Raw genomic sequence first — 15196 nt, 5'->3', positions numbered from 1 at the left:
TAAAAATCAAGGAGACAGATTATGAATGGAAATATTCGTGAAAATCTAAAACCTGGTGCCCGAGTCTTAATAGTTCAAAAACAAGATCAGCATACCGGAAAAATGACCGAGGGTGTAGTTGAATCTATTCTTACCAGTGCTGCTACTCACCCCCATGGCATTAAAGTTAGGCTCATTGGAGGCTTAGTGGGTAGGGTCAAGAAAATCATTCCTTAAGGAGAATATTTGATGGGCATACAAATATTTGGAGCAGCAAAATGCTTTGATACAAAAAAGGCAAAGCGGTACTTTAAAGAGAGAAAAATTAAATATCAGTTCATTGACCTCTTTAAATATGGATTAAGTAAAGGTGAGTTGGCAAACGTGAAAGCTGCCGTAAGTTTACATAATTTATTTAATCAGGATACGGGTTATTATAAGAGACTTAACCTTCAGTATATTGGAAGTAGCAGTGTCCGAGAAGAAATTCTTTTCAAAAACCCTAAGCTTTACAAAACTCCAATTGTAAGAAACGGCAAAAATGCTACGTTAGGTTATCGACCTGATGTGTGGAAGGATTGGGAGTAAAGGGCTATAATATCGCCTGCCACACAGCAACGCTTATTAATAATATTTTTTATGGTAAGTGTGGTGTTACAACAATAGTGGGTTATATTTTACATAATAACCTTTTTAGGGTGGTTCTTAAAGGTATATGCAAGAAGTGCAGCATGGACGTAGCGAGACTTGTTGAAGATGGTTAAACAATATAAAAACGGAGTGATGATTTGGAAAAATTAGCTACATCTTTCTTGATAATAAACATTGTTAGCTTCATTGTTTTGGGTTTAGATAAAAACAGGGCTAAAACCGGTAACTGGAGGATATCGGAAAGAAGTTTGTTTGTGTTAGCATTTTTTTGGCGGGGCTATTGGTATTTACCTGGGAATGAGGATTTTTCGCCATAAAACAAAGCAACTACACTTCACCCATGGCATATCACTCATAATATTTTTGAATTTATTTGTAACATATTTTTACTTAAACCGGTAGCACATTTTATCATAACTTGAGGTTATTTATTTTAACTTCAGGCACAAGGCTTTGACTCCAGGTTACTGGCCGGATACACATGGCCATGGAGTAAGATATTACAACAAAACGTTCACTGCCTGAAAATATTTTTCATTTCAACCCCCTGTACAAATATTATGACTTAAAGCCCCTCACGGATGATTATAAACACAATCTTCTTTGTTGTCTGAACCAAAAAACTCTTTCCTGTTAACCATTGTTTCGCTAATCCACAAGTTTTTCCTGCCGTTATCAGAAGATTCATTAATTATAAAGAAAGGTTGGAAATTTATCGTCGTGAAGGAAAAAAGCCTTGCAATTTTTAAAAAGGCATGCTATTATTAGACTAGGTAGTCTAGACCGCTTGGTCTAATATGAAAGGATGTGAAATTTGTGGTTAAACCAGGGTTTGTCAATTTATCCAGGGAGGAACAGGAAAAGATCCTGGAAGCAGCCGTGGATGAATTTTCCCAAAAAGATTATGACTCTGCTTCTATAAACCAAATCATACAAAATGCAGGTATTTCAAAGGGCAGCATGTATCACTATTTTCATAGTAAAGAAGACCTTTATATGTATATGCTGAACAGGGTAATGGAAGAAAAAGCAAAGTTCCTTCAAACGGTTATGCAAAATTTGGATCGCCCTCTCCATGAGCTGGATTTTTTTGAAAGCCTGGCTTTTCAGATGGAAGCAGCCGTTCAATTCGCAAAAAAGAATTATCGCTATCACATGATAAATAACCATCTGCAGAATATGCCGGACAATGAACTTAAAGAGAGGATCTGGGGAAAATTTAGAGATGCCTTTGACCAGTACATTGCTTCCATGGTTGACCAAGCCATTGAAGCCGGAGAGGTGCGAAAGGGCTTAGGAAGGGATTTTATAATACGTGTTCTTGGGTTCATAATCATAAGGTTTGCCGATATTTACCCGGATTATCGAGAACTTCTGCAAAAGGGCGATGATGTCATGATAAAAGAAATGAAAAAATTATTTGATTTTTTAAAGTTTGGCCTTTCCCAAGACCCACAACCAACAGAGGAGGAATAACCATGAATTATTTTAAAGCTTTGGGGATTATGTTTGGACTGCTGGCGCTGCTGAAACCTGTGTACATGCACCTGCTTCCCTGGGATGAGAACGCGTTTATTGAGAAGTTTTACAGTGAGAAACGCCCTCCCTGGATTGTACCTGTCGCCCTGCTTGGTTTGGCTTTAATCGGTATTACCTGGTATCTGCACTTTACCCTGGATGTACCCAATTCCATATATATCACTATCATTTTTTCATTAACTGCGGTTAAAGCCCTGGCTCTGCTTTTTGATTACGGAAGGTTCCAAAAAATGGTGGCCCGGATGCTGAGAAAAGATAAAGGACGGGATATTGTTCTGATTGATATCGGAGCCAGCATCATAGGGTTAATAATATTGGTAATCATATTTCAGGTGTATTAGTTTGGCAAAACGGGTAACAAATAAATTACATTATTCCATATCTGAAAGACAGCTTTAAGAACATTAATTCACTTTTTAATAGAGTAAAAGAAAGTATTGTTAATTTAGAAGGGGGATAGTTAAATGTCATTGGTACAAATTTTTGGATTAGTTATTGCTGCAGCTGTGTTAGGTACCAGTATACTAATTGCGGTTATGGGAGGACGGTTTCAAAAAGTGGAGCAGGCCGCTTACTCAGAGAAGGGAAAGCCCTGGTGGTTTTATCTGAGTCTGGCTGCTTATATCATCTTTTATCTTGCCGTATTAGTCAGCTTTATCACCAGTCCGGACAAGACCTGGGCAGGATGGGTACTGGTTATTGTTATACCCATTGGTGCTTTGATTAAGGGATCCCTGATAATTTTCAATAAAAAAGGTCAGGAGAAGGTTACTTCCATTGAAGGAGACCAGGCGTGGATGAAGATTGCTTTGGCCAGGCTGGTCCTGGTTCCACTGTTCCTGGTGCTGGCTTACTATGCGTAAACCTGAAAGGAGTTTACTATTTTGTGAAAATAATAAAACGAAAGCAGCTGCCGGAGTTTGACGAGAACCTCCATCAAGAATTAGTTAACAGCGGATGGATAACATTAAGAGAACCTGGGACCTTAGCAGCTGCAATTATATTATCAGTTCCTTTTATGGTTGCCAACCTCTTTATTTCCGTAATGTCAATAGGGGTTTTTTCTACAATATCTTTGGAAGAATTCGGGTTTACCCCCGACTCGTTTTCCATAACCATCGATCCGGGTGTAATTATTTCACTGGTATTTGTTATTATATTCCATGAACTGCTCCACTTGATGTTCATCCCAAACTTCATGAGCTCAACAAAAACTTATGTTGGACTAGCTTTATTTGGGGGTTTTGTCTATACGGAAGAGGAGATTGAGAAATCAAGGTTTAAATTAATAACAGTGGCACCATTTCTTATAGTCTCAATCATATTGCCGATTATATTAGGCCTTTTCGGAATATTAACATCACCTTTAAAGCTTTTAATATTACTCAACGCCACGGCCTCGTCTGTAGATATGCTATCCCTTTTATTTGTTATAATGCAAGTGCCAAACAAGGCCATGCTAAAAAACAACGGGCCGAAAACTTATTGGAAGCCTCATTGAACTTGCACATGTGAACTATGATAAACTTAAGAGAGGGTTCACACCGTATTTTCTAAAGTCACATTGGCTGGATGTTTTTGAACTTCTTTCTTGTGAATCAGTTATCAGAACTGAACATGATGTATTGGATTTGGTTGCCTTATGTGGAGAAAATTTCAGGAGAGATGGGTTTATAATGAATGAAAAGCTAATTGCTCCTTGTGGAATGAATTGCAGCTTATGCATTTCTTATCAATTCATGAAAAATGACTTGAACAAACAAGGATTCCGCAAGAAATATTGTCCCGGCTGTATTCCGAGAGGAAAAAACTGTACTCACATGAGTGATGGATGTGAATTGCTTGGAAAAGGGAAAGTCCGATTTTGCTATGAGTGTGAAGCCTTTCCCTGCAAAAGGTTGAAATCATTGGATAAGCGCTACCGCTCAAAATACCATATGAGCATGATAGAAAATCTTACATATATTCAAGAAAATGGCATAGAGGGATTCCTGAAAAAGGAAGAGGAAAAGTGGCAGTGCCAGGAATGCGGCACAGTGATATGCTGTCATAACGGACTGTGCTTGAATTGTAATCTTGAAACACTACAACGGAATAAAAAATACCGCTGGAATGAGGAGTAGGCTTATAGAATCAATGACATCCTCATGGTTCTTTGGTTTTTTTCTTAATTTATCTTGTTTTTGGTCCAATTCCAGAGGAACTTAGATGGCGTGGTTATGGAATAGATAGTTTAAGATCACGATTTAACTTTTTTACAGCTAGTTTAGTTATGAGTATAATCTAGATATTTTGGCATTTGCCTTTTGTCTTTATACCTGGTTACTTTCATAATCAACTTTTAGAAACTCCGCTTGTTTTTTCTGCTTTTGCTCTGGGAATGATTCCAGCTACTTTTATAATACATTGGGCATGGTTTAAGACTAATCGTAGTATTCTAGGGGCTATTGTTTTTCGTTTTGCTTTTAATTTCTTTGGAGAATTAATTCAAATAGGTGATATTGCTCGTATTATCCAAAACGTTCTACTGGGTATATTTGCTATAGCTCTAGTTTTATATGATAAGAATTTATTTTTTAACCAGAAGTTTACTATAGATGAATTAAAGTTGGAAACATCAAAAAAATGATGAGGTTTATATACTCTTAAAATATTTATACTCATACTAATTTGTGAAGAGACAGGAAAGATGGATATGAGAAGTATTGTTGTTATCACAGGTGCAAATTCAGGGATGGGTAAGGCGACTTCCATTGAGCTTGCTAAGATCGGAGCAGTTATAGTAATGCTTTGTCGAAGCAAGGAGCGGGGAGAAGAAGCTCTTCAAAATGTTCGAGCTATAAGTGGAAATAATTCCGTGGAACTAATGCTCTGTGACTTAGGTTCTATAAAAAGTATAAGGAATTTTTGTGTAGAATTTAAGAAAAAGTATCAACAGCTTAATGTGCTTATTAATAATGCAGGCGTTATTCTGCCCGGATATCATCAGACAGCCGATGGATTTGAACTTCATTTCGGAGTTAACCACTTGGGTCACTTTCTTCTTACTAATGTGCTTCTTAACATTCTTATTGCAAGTGCTCCTGCAAGAATTATCAATGTTACATCAGGTGCACATAAAACTGGCAAAATATATTTTGAAGATGTTAATTTAAAGAAAAACTATACATTTTGGCGTGCCTATGCACAATCTAAGCTGGCGAATATTATGTTTACATATGAACTGTCAGAAAGGCTGAAAGGAACGGGTGTTACTGCGAACTGTCTTCACCCTGGTGCAGTTGCTACTAGCATGGGGATTAATAGAGATACTGGCTTTGGCACATTAATTACTCGACTGTTAAGACCATTCTTCCAGACTCCAGAACAGGGAGCAGAAACGGCAATATATCTTGCAACTTCTAGCGACATAGAAGGCGTAACTGGGAGATATTTTTATCGTAAAAGATCGGTACCGTCCTCGAAAAGTTCATATGATAAAGCTATTGCAAAAAAACTTTGGGATCTAAGTAAAAAATTGGTTGAATTTAAGGGTTTGAGTTAGGGTCATATGATTGGATTGTTTTCAGAAATCAGCGTTCAATTCCGTTTCATAAGTAAGAAGCTTTCCCACCCCCCACCCGGTAATTTTACCTCCACAAAATTACCGAAGCTAATAAGTTATTTTGCTGTTGACGGGGTATTTCTGCGGGCGGAGACTGTGGGGAGTCGTCGTAACGCTGTTGTCGGCCCTCATCTTGACCGCCGGTCCCTACATGGTCGTGCCGCGTGTTCAGTGGGCGGCATCATTCATTACAACTCCAAGGTCTATACAAAGGAGGTGAAACCAACCAGGAATTTTCAGATACTTTGATTAAGGTTGATGGTGTAGAGGAATTTGTAGTTTATATGGCACCGTTAGGGAAGTATCTATAAAAAAGACTTGCCCCAAAAAGACGTTTCCGCTATTCAAGATGCGCTCCTCATTTTTAATAAAGCAAAACACTCTGCTTATAAGTTTTTCTTAAATGAATATCAGATAGAGCTTTTGTAAACAGACTGCTATGATGATAGAATTTGTATAAACATATCTAAAAAACTATTTTGATTCACATTTAAACAAACATCCATGTTTGGTGGCTGTTGTAACAGATTAAAATCAGGTTGCTGAGGGTATATTCCGGATATTGCCCCTTGGCAATTTCCTCTTCATCATGAAAAAATTCAATATTTTGCTTCTCTGCAGCCCTTAGAAAAAGATTGCCAAACAGATAACTGACTCTCAAGTTAATAGAAGGCTGTTTTACCCCCTAAACTAAAAAGGGTTGAAGAACACACTATTTCCATAGAAGCTGCAGGAGCAGGTCTTGCAGCTTCTGCCCGGGAGTTTCTGGAAATTACCGTAAGGCAAGTTACGGAAACTCGGGCACGAAAAGCAAATAAATTCAAATTGATTGTAAATGGAAGTATTGTCAAAGAAGGACACAAGATTTACTTGATAACTTCATTTAAGCCAATCTGAATTAAGTGAACGGATTCATAAGGATAGCCATAGATTTGGGATAACGTATGCTTGCACTGGGAACGGACCTTATTGCACGAGGGCTGGGGTTTGATCTGTCTGTCAGGTTCTGGCTTGGCTAACAATACTAAGTTGCATATTGGAGATGGAAAAGATAAAATGAAACTCAAGCTCTATTATTTCACAGGAACCGGAAACTCACTGGTGGTTGCCCGTAACATAGGTAAAGAATTTGCTCATGCTGAATTGATCTCTATGCCAAAGCTTATGTGTGTGGGTAAAGAAATAGTTATAGCCGGCGATATAATCGGGTTTGTCTTTCCGATATATTTTGCCAGACCTCCAGCCTTTATCCGGGAGTTCATCCAACAGGCCCATTTTGGGGATATATCATATACATTTGCTGTAGTAAACGGTGGGGGTTTATTTGGCAGGGCATTGCATCAGTTTAGTGGGCTGCTTAAACAGAAAGGTATCAGTCTGAATGCAGGGTTTCTCATCGGTATGCCGGGCAATCATCCAAAGATTGCTTCGATACAACGTAAAAGCCCCGAAGCTCACTACGCGGCAGCAACTGTTAAAACAAAAGCAATTGCTCAACTGGTGAAGGCTAAACAACCAGGTAAGCTTGAATCAAAATGGGGGTTCCTGGGGCATATCATTGCCCTTACGGCTTTCCGAAAGCCATACCAGCTTTCTCTGATTAAAAAGCTTGATTCTGCCTACTGGGTCAATGATAATTGTGTGCAGTGCGGTAACTGTGAGCGCATTTGTCCGATGCAGAATATAACCGATTCTCAAACTAAACCAAGGTGGCATCACAACTGCATTAACTGTGCTGCCTGCTATCATTACTGTGCATCCAAAGCGATCTGCCTGGATAAAGAAGATCCCTCGTTTAGGTACAAACATCCCGAAGTTACAGCTGAAGACCTTATCGAGTAGCAAATTGTAAAAACTTGGCTTAGTGTTTGCCAGGAACTCTTTATTTAAGGGGAAAAACAAGGAGAGTGTTTTTTGATTTTATAAAAAAGGAGTTCACCGGGCTTTATAATCATTTTTTAGCACTATATAAAACAGGTGATGCAGACAAGGATTATAAGAATACCTTATATAAGACCGTAAACTTGCTTAGAGATAAGTATTCTCTTTCCAGCAGTTATTCTAAGCCAATGAAAGAAAAATTAAAAAAATAGATTATGCTGTAGTGGATAAAGTATGTAGCATCGTCGGAATTGCCCTTGGTTTGATCTCCATAATTATTGTAGTAGGCGGTTTGGCGATGTTCTCTTTCAGAACGAGCATTTACTAAGGGCTTTGAGGGGGAATTAAACAAAAAGTTTTGAGATAGATGTCATTCCTTTTGGCACTGTCTGTTTAAAGCTGGCAGTTTATTTTCCGCTCCTATAACACCTTTTCAGACTTACCTGACTATACAGGAAAGGAAGATGTAAATTGAAACAGTATGAATATAAGTGTGTGTTCATTTGGGGAATGGGAGAGGCTACGACCAGGAGGCTAAACGAATACGGCCGGGAAGGCTGGGAACTTATTGAGGTATTTTGGTGCTGGCATTATTTCAAGAGGGATCTTCAAAATTAGTGACTGAATTTACTGCCGAGATTTTCGATCGTTAAGAACTAAAACGATGAAGGGAGTCTGTGTACCAATGGCACCTGAACTGTTTCTTCCGCTAGTTCATATCGGTATGGGGTTGCTGCTTGTCGTACTGGGTTACCTGATGAAGGATAAGCAGTGGGCCTGGCTCATATCGGGCTATAACAATATCTAGCTTTCACTCTGCCGGAGTTGTGACTCAATCACTGGAATAGTTGGTTCTTTAAAAACGTAATATGCATTTTGAAAACATACAGAGTAGCGGTGCTTGGGGGTGTGAATTGTATCATTTTATTGTAGATTAGCCATCGTGGTCATGGAAGCATATCAAAAACTAGAGGGGGTGTGCATACTTTTTAGCAGAAATCCTAAACCTTTTAACAGATCAAACCTATTAGCGTTAATGCAATATCGCTAAATTGTATCAATAGTTAGCTCATTAGACACGAGCCAATCATTCCACGCGAAATTTATTTGATGGTACAAGAAGAGATGATACGACGAGCAAATCTGCATGCCGAAAAATTGGGAAAAAACGTGTCTATAGCAGCAAGTACGCCTTGTCCAGTATTGTGTATTGCGGCAACTGCGGTGAAACTATTGAGTTTAAGTCCTGTGTTAAGATATATATAAGCAGAGCATGACCGTCAGTTGAGGAAAGTAGTTCCTTGCTTGGCGGTTTTTTCATTATAACTGTTGTGATATTTTATGATAATGAACATTAATTGTGATACAATGTTGATTACCAGAAGGATAACAACATTGTTTAGTGAGGGGAGAGAAATGTTTGATGTGAATAAATTGCTGGAGGATGCTATTAATGAAACCAGGAACCTGAATGATGGTGAAATTTTCCTTGTTAAAGATTTGTTTATGGGTTACTTTTGGAAAAGAATTCCTCATGGGAATTGATTGCTGCTTGGCACTTTGTTTCTGAATTACGTCAACAAAACAACAGGCAGTATTCAGAAAATAGATAAAACATCTTCAAAACAACAAAGATACAAGAAAGTTGAAATTATACATGATTAGATCATAGGCCCGGAGTAAGTGGAGAATATCAGACAAATTTATTTAAACGTAAGCGTAAAATAATCCCCACCTTAATTAAGGCAGGGTATTTAAACTACCTATTTTTTAACCGGCAACTATCAGGTAAAGTATCAGACCATGGTAACAGTTGATCCAGAATATCCTGTTTTTCAATATCTATGTTAGGCAGTTTCTCAAACAAATAGTTCAAGTAATTAAAGGGATTTAATCCATTTTCCTTGGCCGTTTCAACGACACTGTAGATAGTAGCACTGGACTTAGCCCCCCGGGGGGTATTAGCAAATAAGAAGTTTTTTCTTCCGATTACAAAAGGCTTGATGGAGCGCTCAGCACGATTATTATCAATATCCAGGCGACCATCCAGCATAAAAGCTTCAAGCTTATCCCACTGGTTTAGGCAGTAATTAATAGCTTGACCGAAAGAGCTTTTTGGGAGCACCTGCGGTTTTTGTTGATTAAGCCATGCTAAAAAAGCATCCAGCACAGGACGGCTGCGCTCCAGGCGTTTTTCATAACGTTCATCAAAGGTTTTTTCGCTTAAATCACGTTCAATAGCAAATAGGCGGTTGCAAAAGTCCAGGCCTTTCTTTGCTGCTACTTCAGCATTTTTTTTGGACTTAGGCAGAGCCTTAAGCGTCTCATCAAATTTCCGTCTTGCGTGGCTCAAACAACCGACTAGGGTAACGTCCGATAAACCGTTGTAGCCAGCGTAGCCATCAACCTGCAGATAACCTTTGAAACCGGAAAGGAACTTGTGGGGATGGACCTTGGCCCGTGTCTCTTGGTAGTCATAGAGGACGATGGACGGCCCTTCCCGACCGGTTCGATACAACCACATGTATGAAGTTGATTCTGCTGGCCGTTCCGGTTCCTTTAGCACCTGCAAGGTGGTTTCGTCTGCTTGTAGCACTTCATGATTTAGTAGGTGAGTGTGCATACGGTCGTATAGAAGTTTTAACCACTTATCAGCTCCGTAGACCACCCAGTTGGCCAGGGTCTGACGGGATAATTCAATTCCCAGGTACTTAAACTGCTGTTCCTGCCGATAAAGAGGCATGCTATTTAAATACTTTTGGCTCATAACGTAGGCCATGAACGACGGGGAAACCAGGCTCCCCTTTAGCACAGGGTTAGGCATTGGAGCAGTTACTATAGGACTGTTGTTTGTCTCATTTTTTTCACAGTTTCGGCAGGAATAGACATAGCGCACATGCTTTACTACCTTTACCTGAGCGGGAATGATTTTAAGCTCCTGCCTGACCTCCGTGCTCATCTCGTGCAAAGGATGACCACAAGAGCAGATTTGCTCTTCTTCTGGCAGGCGGTACTCTACCGTCTCCACGGGCAGATCTTTTAACATGGCCTCACGGTGGCCCTTCTTTTTCTTACGTCGTTGGTAAGTAATGGTTTCAATTGTAGGCTCAGCCAGAAGGGGCTGTGCTTCTACCTCTGCTTCATCAAAAAGCTGCATTTGATCTGGATTGGTCTTTTCACTGGATGATCCGAATTGCCGCTGTTTGTTGAGCCGAAATTGTTCTAAAAACCAGTTTACCTTGGCATTAAGCTCGGCATTTTCTTTTTCCAGTTCTTCGCAGCGTTTTTGATAGTAATCTATAGAATTGGCGGTATTTTTAGGTTTTGTTTTCATATATTATTAATTCGACTAATATAAGGCTAATTCCTCCTAAAAACAGTGGTTTTTTGTGAAATTGCTATGTTTTATATGACCGTACGAGCTGTTACTGCCGAATGAGCCTGTTGCTGATCTAAGGACAGACCATCCAGTAACCAGCGCAGCTGACGGCAGCTGATTTTTATCGGCTTAAAGCTGGGCTGTTCCGGCCATTGGAATTTGCCTCGCTCCAAACGTCGATAATATAGCCAAAAACCATTGTGTTCCCAATGAAGAATCTTTAGCTTATCTCTCTTTCTGTTGCAAAATACAAATAAACAGGGGGAGAAGGGGTCCAGTTCAAAGCCTTCTTTTACCAGAACTGCCAATCCGTCGATCGCCTTTCTCAAATCCGTGCTTCCGCAGGCCAGGTATACCCGTTCTACGGTATTTTCGTTCAGCATATGTCTGCTAATGTCATTACCAGGTCTGAGAGTAGCTGTTTGTCAAATCCTGGTTTTACTTCTATGGCTGCTTTGCCTATTCTTACTAGCATGGCGTTCCCAGGGTTGGAACCTAAACTGTCTATTTCTATTGACATCCATTGTGCTGGAGCAGCAGAGTTTTCTATGTTTTTATATTTGCGAAGCCAGTAGCGTAACTGATGAAGTTTAATATCATGTGTAGCGCACCATTCTGTGGTGCTCTGCCCACTGACTCTAAAAGCCGATACCCGTGCTTCCCACATTTTTCTCAGTTCTTCTTTTGTCATAAATGCAAATCCTCCTCACTTGGTTTACTTGAGGAAAATTATCGCATATTTTATGGAAGATTACTATGTGGGCACAGTTTGACGCTTACTTTCATTATAACTGTTGTGATATTTTATGATAATGAACATTAATTGTGATACAATGTTGATTACCAGAAGGATAACAACATTGTTTAGTGAGGGGAGAGAAATGTTTGATGTGAATAAATTGCTGGAGGATGCTATTAATGAAACCAGGAACCTGAATGATGGTGAAATTTTCCTTGTTAAAGATTTGTTTATGGGTTACTTTTGGAAAAGAATTCCTCATGGGAATTGATTGCTGCTTGGCACTTTGTTTCTGAATTACGTCAACAAAACAACAGGCAGTATTCAGAAAATAGATAAAACATCTTCAAAACAACAAAGATACAAGAAAGTTGAAATTATACATGATTAGATCATAGGCCCGGAGTAAGTGGAGAATATCAGACAAATTTATTTAAACAATGTGGTAGATGTTGGGAATTCTGTGTAGAAATTTTGCAGAAGATAAATTGCTCCATTAAGAAAACATGTCAAAGCATTGAATTTTTAAGAGGGGGAAATAGTGAAATGGAAAAAAGTTTACCCTATATCATACCACTTTTTCGGAGTGCTTTATTTATAATTGGCGGGTTGTTTTTTGCTGCGATAACAAATCAATCGTTGGATGAAAGCACTAAGTGGTGGCCTGTTCTTTGCATTGTTTTCAATGTGATCACAATTCTTGTTTTAGTTTTAGTCTGCAAATACGAAGGCTCTGATTACAGGGATTTGATTCAATATAAAAAAGGGCAATTAAACTTTAAAAACTTATTGATTATAATCATTTTGATGATGTCAATTGGAGTGGGTGGGATGTATGTCTTTGGACTCGCTATTTATGGGCATGTTCTAACCATTCTAATCCAGCCAATTCCAATTTGGATTGCTATCATTAATATAATCCTATTGCCTGTAACGATCGTATTTGCGGAACTACCCTTATACTACGGATATTCGTTTAACAAGATTGAAGAGAATACAGGCAATAAATTTCTGGCAATGAGTTATATCATATTCTTTTATGCCTTACAACATAGTTTTATTCCGTTATTGTTTGATTGGAAATATATATTGTTTCGATTTTTATCATTCCTGCCCTTGATGATTGTTCTGGGCATTATTTACAACAAAAATAGAGCCCTGACACCTTTGATGATAGGACATGGGTTTTTAGATCTGGCAACAGGTATACAGATATTGATATCGTCGTTATTCCCGGCAATATTTGAAATCATGCAACACTCAGTGAGTACATGATTCGCATGTAACCAAATGTAAAAAAAATATGTTACATTTGAAAGGATTAAACCTGGGGAAGACCAAGGGCTTTCCAGCGTGTGCTGCTTAATGCTACAAAATAGCTGGCGGCAGATTGACTGGGAAGCCCTATTTTTGTTATGTGTGGGAACATGTCAACGGCATTAATTGAGAGAGGGCCGAGTTGACAGATTAGATAACGGTCGTTTTTGTATAGGTGTGGAGACAGGATAGATGTAAGTTAATCAGCAGTATTATATAAGCTTGGTACGTTACGACGCTGCCCAAAACGGGTTAAAGAAACTAACTGACAAGTGTTTGGCTCGCAAATGTAAAAACGTGAAAGCAACAACAATAAAGGCCTTTATTCAGATGCTCGAGAAGAGCGATACATTCTTGACTGAATAATTATCGATGAAGTCATGTCTATGTCTTAATACTTGAATTTGAAGGTAAGGCTTTGGCAGTGAGGACATACAGAAATAGTTGACTTATTCATGGAAAGTACACTTGACATTTTTTCTGACAGTGCTACAATAATAATGAAAAGCAAACTTTCCGTGATGGGAGGGTGTCGGCTATGAAGAATCGGTTGGAAGAAATTCGAAAGCAGAGAGGTATAAAACAGGAAGAACTGGCCGCTGCTTTGGAAGTATCAAGACAAACGATAGGATCCCTGGAAAATGGGCGATATAATCCGTCTATTATCCTTGCCTTCAAGCTTGCCCGATTCTTCGAAATGCGCATCGAAGAGATTTTTATTTTTGAGGAGGAGCAAAGCAATGATAAATAAGGGTATTAAAAAACATGTTGCGCTTGCGGTATTCGGCTTTGTATTGCTGATTACGGGATTTATTCTTGTAATATCGCTGTCGGATGCGCAGGGCATCATGCGCACGCTGCCTTATATCTGTATCGGGGTGGGCGCAGGCTTATTCGGAGGTACTCTTGGTTCGGCAATAAAGAACCGTATATTAAATAAAAGCCCAAATGTTGCCAAGCAAATAGAAATTGACACAAAGGATGAGCGCAACATGGCAATTAGCAACAAAGCTAAAGCAAAAGCGTATGACCTGATGCTGATTGTATACGGCGCGCTGACTTTAGCGTTTGTACTCATGCAAGTTGATATGTATGTATATTTAACTTTATTTGCGGCCTACTTATTCATAGTGTTTTCTATGGTCTATTATATCAACAAATATCACAAAGAGATGTAGCTACAAGTTTAATTTTCTTCTGCCTGTGAACCGCTGAGTCGGAGAAATAACAACAGAAAGGCTTTCAGTTAGGTAGCCAGGCAGGAAAACATCTCTCATGTGGCTGTGGTTAAGCGGCACATCAATTTTGAAGATTTGTCGCCGGAAAAACTGGATCAGCTAACGGATTACGTGGTGGAAAAGCGTGTTTTGCTAATAAATGGGGAAGGTGTAAAGCCTTATAGAGTTCAAGACTTCAGGTAAGACCAAACCAAATGATGGTGCAGCCGCCTTCCTGAAGATTGAGCCCATGTCCCGCTGAAGCCGGATGACAAAGGGCTAATGTTGTGAGTTGAATGATGAGAGTTGAATAAAACAACCTTGATATCCTACTGTGATTATTGTATGGTAACAGTAGGATGAGGTGGCATACATGAATATTCTTATTTCTACCCTGTCTCAAACGCCCATATATGAACAAATACGGGGACAATTCAAGGAAATGGTTCTTACGGGGAAGTTGAAATCCGGGGAACAGCTCCCTTCTATACGACTGTTGTCCAAGGACTTAAAAGTTGGAGTTGTGACCGTAAAACGGGCTTATGAGGAACTGGAAAAGGAAGGCATAGTCATTAACCTGCAGGGCCGAGGCTGCTTTGTGGCTGAGATTGATGCTGCAAAAATAAAGAAAATACACCTAAATATTTTGTCAGAAAGGCTGCATGAAATCAAAGATTTTTCTTCGACGGCAGGCATTTCCCGGGAAGAAGTAATTAGTGTTTTAAATAAAGTCTATCGAGGTGGCAACGATGACCGCTAATGCGCTGGAAACAAGAAATCTAACTTCATATATAGGGGACTTTGCCTTAAGGGATATTAGCCAAAGGCTTTTTCTTTGGCCCCGATTAGCGTAAATACTCTTCCCATTGGTAGAGATGATACAGAAGTGC

At 39.2% G+C, this 15196-nt stretch carries 23 protein-coding genes and 4 pseudogenes; 23 read left to right on the top strand and 4 right to left on the bottom strand.

Annotated features, from left to right (window positions below):
• Positions 1 to 21 precede the first annotated feature (21 nt).
• From HUE98_RS08800 to HUE98_RS08740, 17 genes and pseudogenes are all read left to right on the top strand, one after another.
• Positions 22 to 216, top strand: a complete 195-nt coding sequence (locus HUE98_RS08800) for a YwbE family protein (RefSeq protein ID WP_241423445.1) — start codon at positions 22 to 24, stop codon at positions 214 to 216.
• 12 nt (positions 217 to 228) lie between these two features.
• On the top strand, positions 229 to 567 hold the full coding sequence (locus HUE98_RS08795; RefSeq protein ID WP_241423444.1) for an arsenate reductase family protein: 339 nt from the start codon (positions 229 to 231) through the stop codon (positions 565 to 567).
• A gap of 200 nt (positions 568 to 767) precedes the next feature.
• The gene (locus HUE98_RS18055) at positions 768 to 947 is read left to right on the top strand and encodes a DUF1294 domain-containing protein (RefSeq protein WP_407080284.1); all 180 of its coding nucleotides are present in this window, start codon (positions 768 to 770) and stop codon (positions 945 to 947) included.
• Positions 928 to 1032: a DUF1294 domain-containing protein gene (locus HUE98_RS18050; protein WP_241423443.1), complete on the top strand. Its 105-nt coding sequence runs from the start codon at positions 928 to 930 to the stop codon at positions 1030 to 1032. Before HUE98_RS18055 ends, HUE98_RS18050 begins: the two co-directional genes overlap by 20 nt.
• Before the next feature lie 414 nt (positions 1033 to 1446).
• Positions 1447 to 2106, top strand: coding sequence for a TetR/AcrR family transcriptional regulator (locus HUE98_RS08785; RefSeq protein ID WP_241423442.1), 660 nt, complete (start codon positions 1447 to 1449; stop codon positions 2104 to 2106).
• Between the two features lie 2 nt (positions 2107 to 2108).
• Positions 2109 to 2510: a hypothetical protein gene (locus tag HUE98_RS08780; RefSeq protein ID WP_241423441.1), complete on the top strand. Its 402-nt coding sequence runs from the start codon at positions 2109 to 2111 to the stop codon at positions 2508 to 2510.
• 123 nt (positions 2511 to 2633) lie between these two features.
• Positions 2634 to 3032, top strand: coding sequence for a hypothetical protein (locus HUE98_RS08775; protein WP_241423440.1), 399 nt, complete (start codon positions 2634 to 2636; stop codon positions 3030 to 3032).
• Positions 2963 to 3670 carry a DUF3267 domain-containing protein gene (locus HUE98_RS08770; RefSeq protein WP_241423439.1) on the top strand — a complete coding sequence of 236 codons (708 nt, stop codon included), beginning with the start codon at positions 2963 to 2965 and terminating at the stop codon, positions 3668 to 3670. The genes HUE98_RS08775 and HUE98_RS08770 overlap by 70 nt, the downstream gene beginning before the upstream one ends.
• A 175-nt stretch (positions 3671 to 3845) precedes the next feature.
• Positions 3846 to 4292 (top strand): DUF3795 domain-containing protein, encoded by a 447-nt coding sequence (locus HUE98_RS08765; protein ID WP_241423438.1) that lies wholly within the window; start codon positions 3846 to 3848, stop codon positions 4290 to 4292.
• 32 nt (positions 4293 to 4324) lie between these two features.
• Positions 4325 to 4456, top strand: a complete 132-nt coding sequence (locus HUE98_RS18045; protein WP_407080283.1) for a CPBP family intramembrane glutamic endopeptidase — start codon at positions 4325 to 4327, stop codon at positions 4454 to 4456.
• Positions 4457 to 4468: 12 nt separating this feature from the next.
• Positions 4469 to 4798, top strand: a complete 330-nt coding sequence (locus tag HUE98_RS08760; RefSeq protein ID WP_241423437.1) for a hypothetical protein — start codon at positions 4469 to 4471, stop codon at positions 4796 to 4798.
• A 66-nt stretch (positions 4799 to 4864) separates the two neighbouring features.
• On the top strand, positions 4865 to 5713 hold the full coding sequence (locus HUE98_RS08755) for an SDR family oxidoreductase (protein WP_241423436.1): 849 nt from the start codon (positions 4865 to 4867) through the stop codon (positions 5711 to 5713).
• A gap of 1047 nt (positions 5714 to 6760) precedes the next feature.
• Positions 6761 to 7615: an EFR1 family ferrodoxin gene (locus HUE98_RS08750; protein WP_241423435.1), complete on the top strand. Its 855-nt coding sequence runs from the start codon at positions 6761 to 6763 to the stop codon at positions 7613 to 7615.
• A gap of 26 nt (positions 7616 to 7641) precedes the next feature.
• Positions 7642 to 7866 (top strand): annotated as a pseudogene (locus HUE98_RS18040) (SPL family radical SAM protein); the annotation flags it as partial.
• A 259-nt stretch (positions 7867 to 8125) separates the two neighbouring features.
• A complete protein-coding gene (locus tag HUE98_RS08745) occupies positions 8126 to 8272 on the top strand; it encodes a hypothetical protein (protein ID WP_241423434.1) in 147 nt (48 codons plus the stop codon).
• 67 nt (positions 8273 to 8339) lie between these two features.
• Positions 8340 to 8462 carry a hypothetical protein gene (locus tag HUE98_RS17635; protein WP_277623720.1) on the top strand — a complete coding sequence of 41 codons (123 nt, stop codon included), beginning with the start codon at positions 8340 to 8342 and terminating at the stop codon, positions 8460 to 8462.
• Between the two features lie 608 nt (positions 8463 to 9070).
• Positions 9071 to 9319, top strand: a pseudogene (locus tag HUE98_RS08740) (single-stranded DNA-binding protein).
• A 94-nt stretch (positions 9320 to 9413) separates the two neighbouring features.
• Here HUE98_RS08740 and tnpC read toward each other — a convergent pair.
• The 3 genes from tnpC to tnpA form a co-directional block, all read right to left on the bottom strand.
• Positions 9414 to 10988, bottom strand: coding sequence for an IS66 family transposase (gene tnpC, locus HUE98_RS08735; RefSeq protein ID WP_241423317.1), 1575 nt, complete (start codon positions 10986 to 10988; stop codon positions 9414 to 9416).
• A gap of 71 nt (positions 10989 to 11059) precedes the next feature.
• The gene (gene tnpB / locus HUE98_RS08730; protein ID WP_241420450.1) at positions 11060 to 11416 is read right to left on the bottom strand and encodes an IS66 family insertion sequence element accessory protein TnpB; all 357 of its coding nucleotides are present in this window, start codon (positions 11414 to 11416) and stop codon (positions 11060 to 11062) included.
• Positions 11410 to 11724: an IS66 family insertion sequence element accessory protein TnpA gene (tnpA, locus tag HUE98_RS08725; protein ID WP_241420451.1), complete on the bottom strand. Its 315-nt coding sequence runs from the start codon at positions 11722 to 11724 to the stop codon at positions 11410 to 11412. The genes tnpB and tnpA overlap by 7 nt, the downstream gene beginning before the upstream one ends.
• Before the next feature lie 190 nt (positions 11725 to 11914).
• Here tnpA and HUE98_RS08720 point away from each other — a divergent pair.
• From HUE98_RS08720 to HUE98_RS08700, 5 genes and pseudogenes are all read left to right on the top strand, one after another.
• A pseudogene (locus HUE98_RS08720) lies at positions 11915 to 12163 on the top strand (single-stranded DNA-binding protein).
• A gap of 155 nt (positions 12164 to 12318) precedes the next feature.
• Positions 12319 to 13047 (top strand): hypothetical protein, encoded by a 729-nt coding sequence (locus HUE98_RS08715; RefSeq protein ID WP_241423433.1) that lies wholly within the window; start codon positions 12319 to 12321, stop codon positions 13045 to 13047.
• A 580-nt stretch (positions 13048 to 13627) separates the two neighbouring features.
• Positions 13628 to 13840, top strand: a complete 213-nt coding sequence (locus tag HUE98_RS08710; RefSeq protein ID WP_241423432.1) for a helix-turn-helix transcriptional regulator — start codon at positions 13628 to 13630, stop codon at positions 13838 to 13840.
• Entirely contained in the window at positions 13830 to 14267 is a 438-nt protein-coding gene (locus tag HUE98_RS08705; RefSeq protein WP_241423431.1) for a hypothetical protein, read from the top strand. Before HUE98_RS08710 ends, HUE98_RS08705 begins: the two co-directional genes overlap by 11 nt.
• Before the next feature lie 99 nt (positions 14268 to 14366).
• Positions 14367 to 14510 carry a hypothetical protein gene (locus HUE98_RS08700; protein WP_241423430.1) on the top strand — a complete coding sequence of 48 codons (144 nt, stop codon included), beginning with the start codon at positions 14367 to 14369 and terminating at the stop codon, positions 14508 to 14510.
• Here the strand turns inward: HUE98_RS08700 and HUE98_RS17770 are convergent.
• Positions 14506 to 14589 (bottom strand): annotated as a pseudogene (locus HUE98_RS17770) (ATP-dependent helicase); the annotation flags it as partial. The gene HUE98_RS08700 and the pseudogene HUE98_RS17770 sit on opposite strands and share 5 nt — an antisense overlap.
• A 90-nt stretch (positions 14590 to 14679) precedes the next feature.
• Here HUE98_RS17770 and HUE98_RS08695 point away from each other — a divergent pair.
• Positions 14680 to 15066: a GntR family transcriptional regulator gene (locus HUE98_RS08695; protein ID WP_241423429.1), complete on the top strand. Its 387-nt coding sequence runs from the start codon at positions 14680 to 14682 to the stop codon at positions 15064 to 15066.
• The last annotated feature ends 130 nt before the right edge of the window (positions 15067 to 15196 follow it).

This window comes from Candidatus Contubernalis alkalaceticus (assembly GCF_022558445.1).
Lineage (GTDB): Bacteria > Bacillota > Dethiobacteria > SKNC01 > SKNC01 > Contubernalis > Contubernalis alkaliaceticus.
The sequence above is the reverse complement of the archived record's forward strand: the minus strand, read 5'-3'. Positions and strand labels throughout refer to the sequence as shown.

What these genes read in the sequence shown, in the direction of transcription:
- tnpC (WP_241423317.1), bottom strand. Translation starts at nt 10,988, where the DNA reads ATGAAAACAAAACCTAAAAATACCGCCAATTCTATAGATTACTATCAA.
- HUE98_RS08800 (WP_241423445.1), top strand. Translation starts at nt 22, where the DNA reads ATGAATGGAAATATTCGTGAAAATCTAAAACCTGGTGCCCGAGTCTTA.
- tnpB (WP_241420450.1), bottom strand. Translation starts at nt 11,416, where the DNA reads ATGCTGAACGAAAATACCGTAGAACGGGTATACCTGGCCTGCGGAAGC.
- HUE98_RS08695 (WP_241423429.1), top strand. Translation starts at nt 14,680, where the DNA reads ATGAATATTCTTATTTCTACCCTGTCTCAAACGCCCATATATGAACAA.
- HUE98_RS08705 (WP_241423431.1), top strand. Translation starts at nt 13,830, where the DNA reads ATGATAAATAAGGGTATTAAAAAACATGTTGCGCTTGCGGTATTCGGC.
- HUE98_RS08715 (WP_241423433.1), top strand. Translation starts at nt 12,319, where the DNA reads ATGGAAAAAAGTTTACCCTATATCATACCACTTTTTCGGAGTGCTTTA.
- HUE98_RS08710 (WP_241423432.1), top strand. Translation starts at nt 13,628, where the DNA reads ATGAAGAATCGGTTGGAAGAAATTCGAAAGCAGAGAGGTATAAAACAG.
- HUE98_RS08765 (WP_241423438.1), top strand. Translation starts at nt 3,846, where the DNA reads ATGAATGAAAAGCTAATTGCTCCTTGTGGAATGAATTGCAGCTTATGC.
- HUE98_RS08755 (WP_241423436.1), top strand. Translation starts at nt 4,865, where the DNA reads ATGAGAAGTATTGTTGTTATCACAGGTGCAAATTCAGGGATGGGTAAG.
- HUE98_RS18050 (WP_241423443.1), top strand. Translation starts at nt 928, where the DNA reads ATGAGGATTTTTCGCCATAAAACAAAGCAACTACACTTCACCCATGGC.
- HUE98_RS08795 (WP_241423444.1), top strand. Translation starts at nt 229, where the DNA reads ATGGGCATACAAATATTTGGAGCAGCAAAATGCTTTGATACAAAAAAG.
- HUE98_RS17635 (WP_277623720.1), top strand. Translation starts at nt 8,340, where the DNA reads ATGGCACCTGAACTGTTTCTTCCGCTAGTTCATATCGGTATGGGGTTG.
- tnpA (WP_241420451.1), bottom strand. Translation starts at nt 11,724, where the DNA reads ATGACAAAAGAAGAACTGAGAAAAATGTGGGAAGCACGGGTATCGGCT.
- HUE98_RS08775 (WP_241423440.1), top strand. Translation starts at nt 2,634, where the DNA reads ATGTCATTGGTACAAATTTTTGGATTAGTTATTGCTGCAGCTGTGTTA.
- HUE98_RS08780 (WP_241423441.1), top strand. Translation starts at nt 2,109, where the DNA reads ATGAATTATTTTAAAGCTTTGGGGATTATGTTTGGACTGCTGGCGCTG.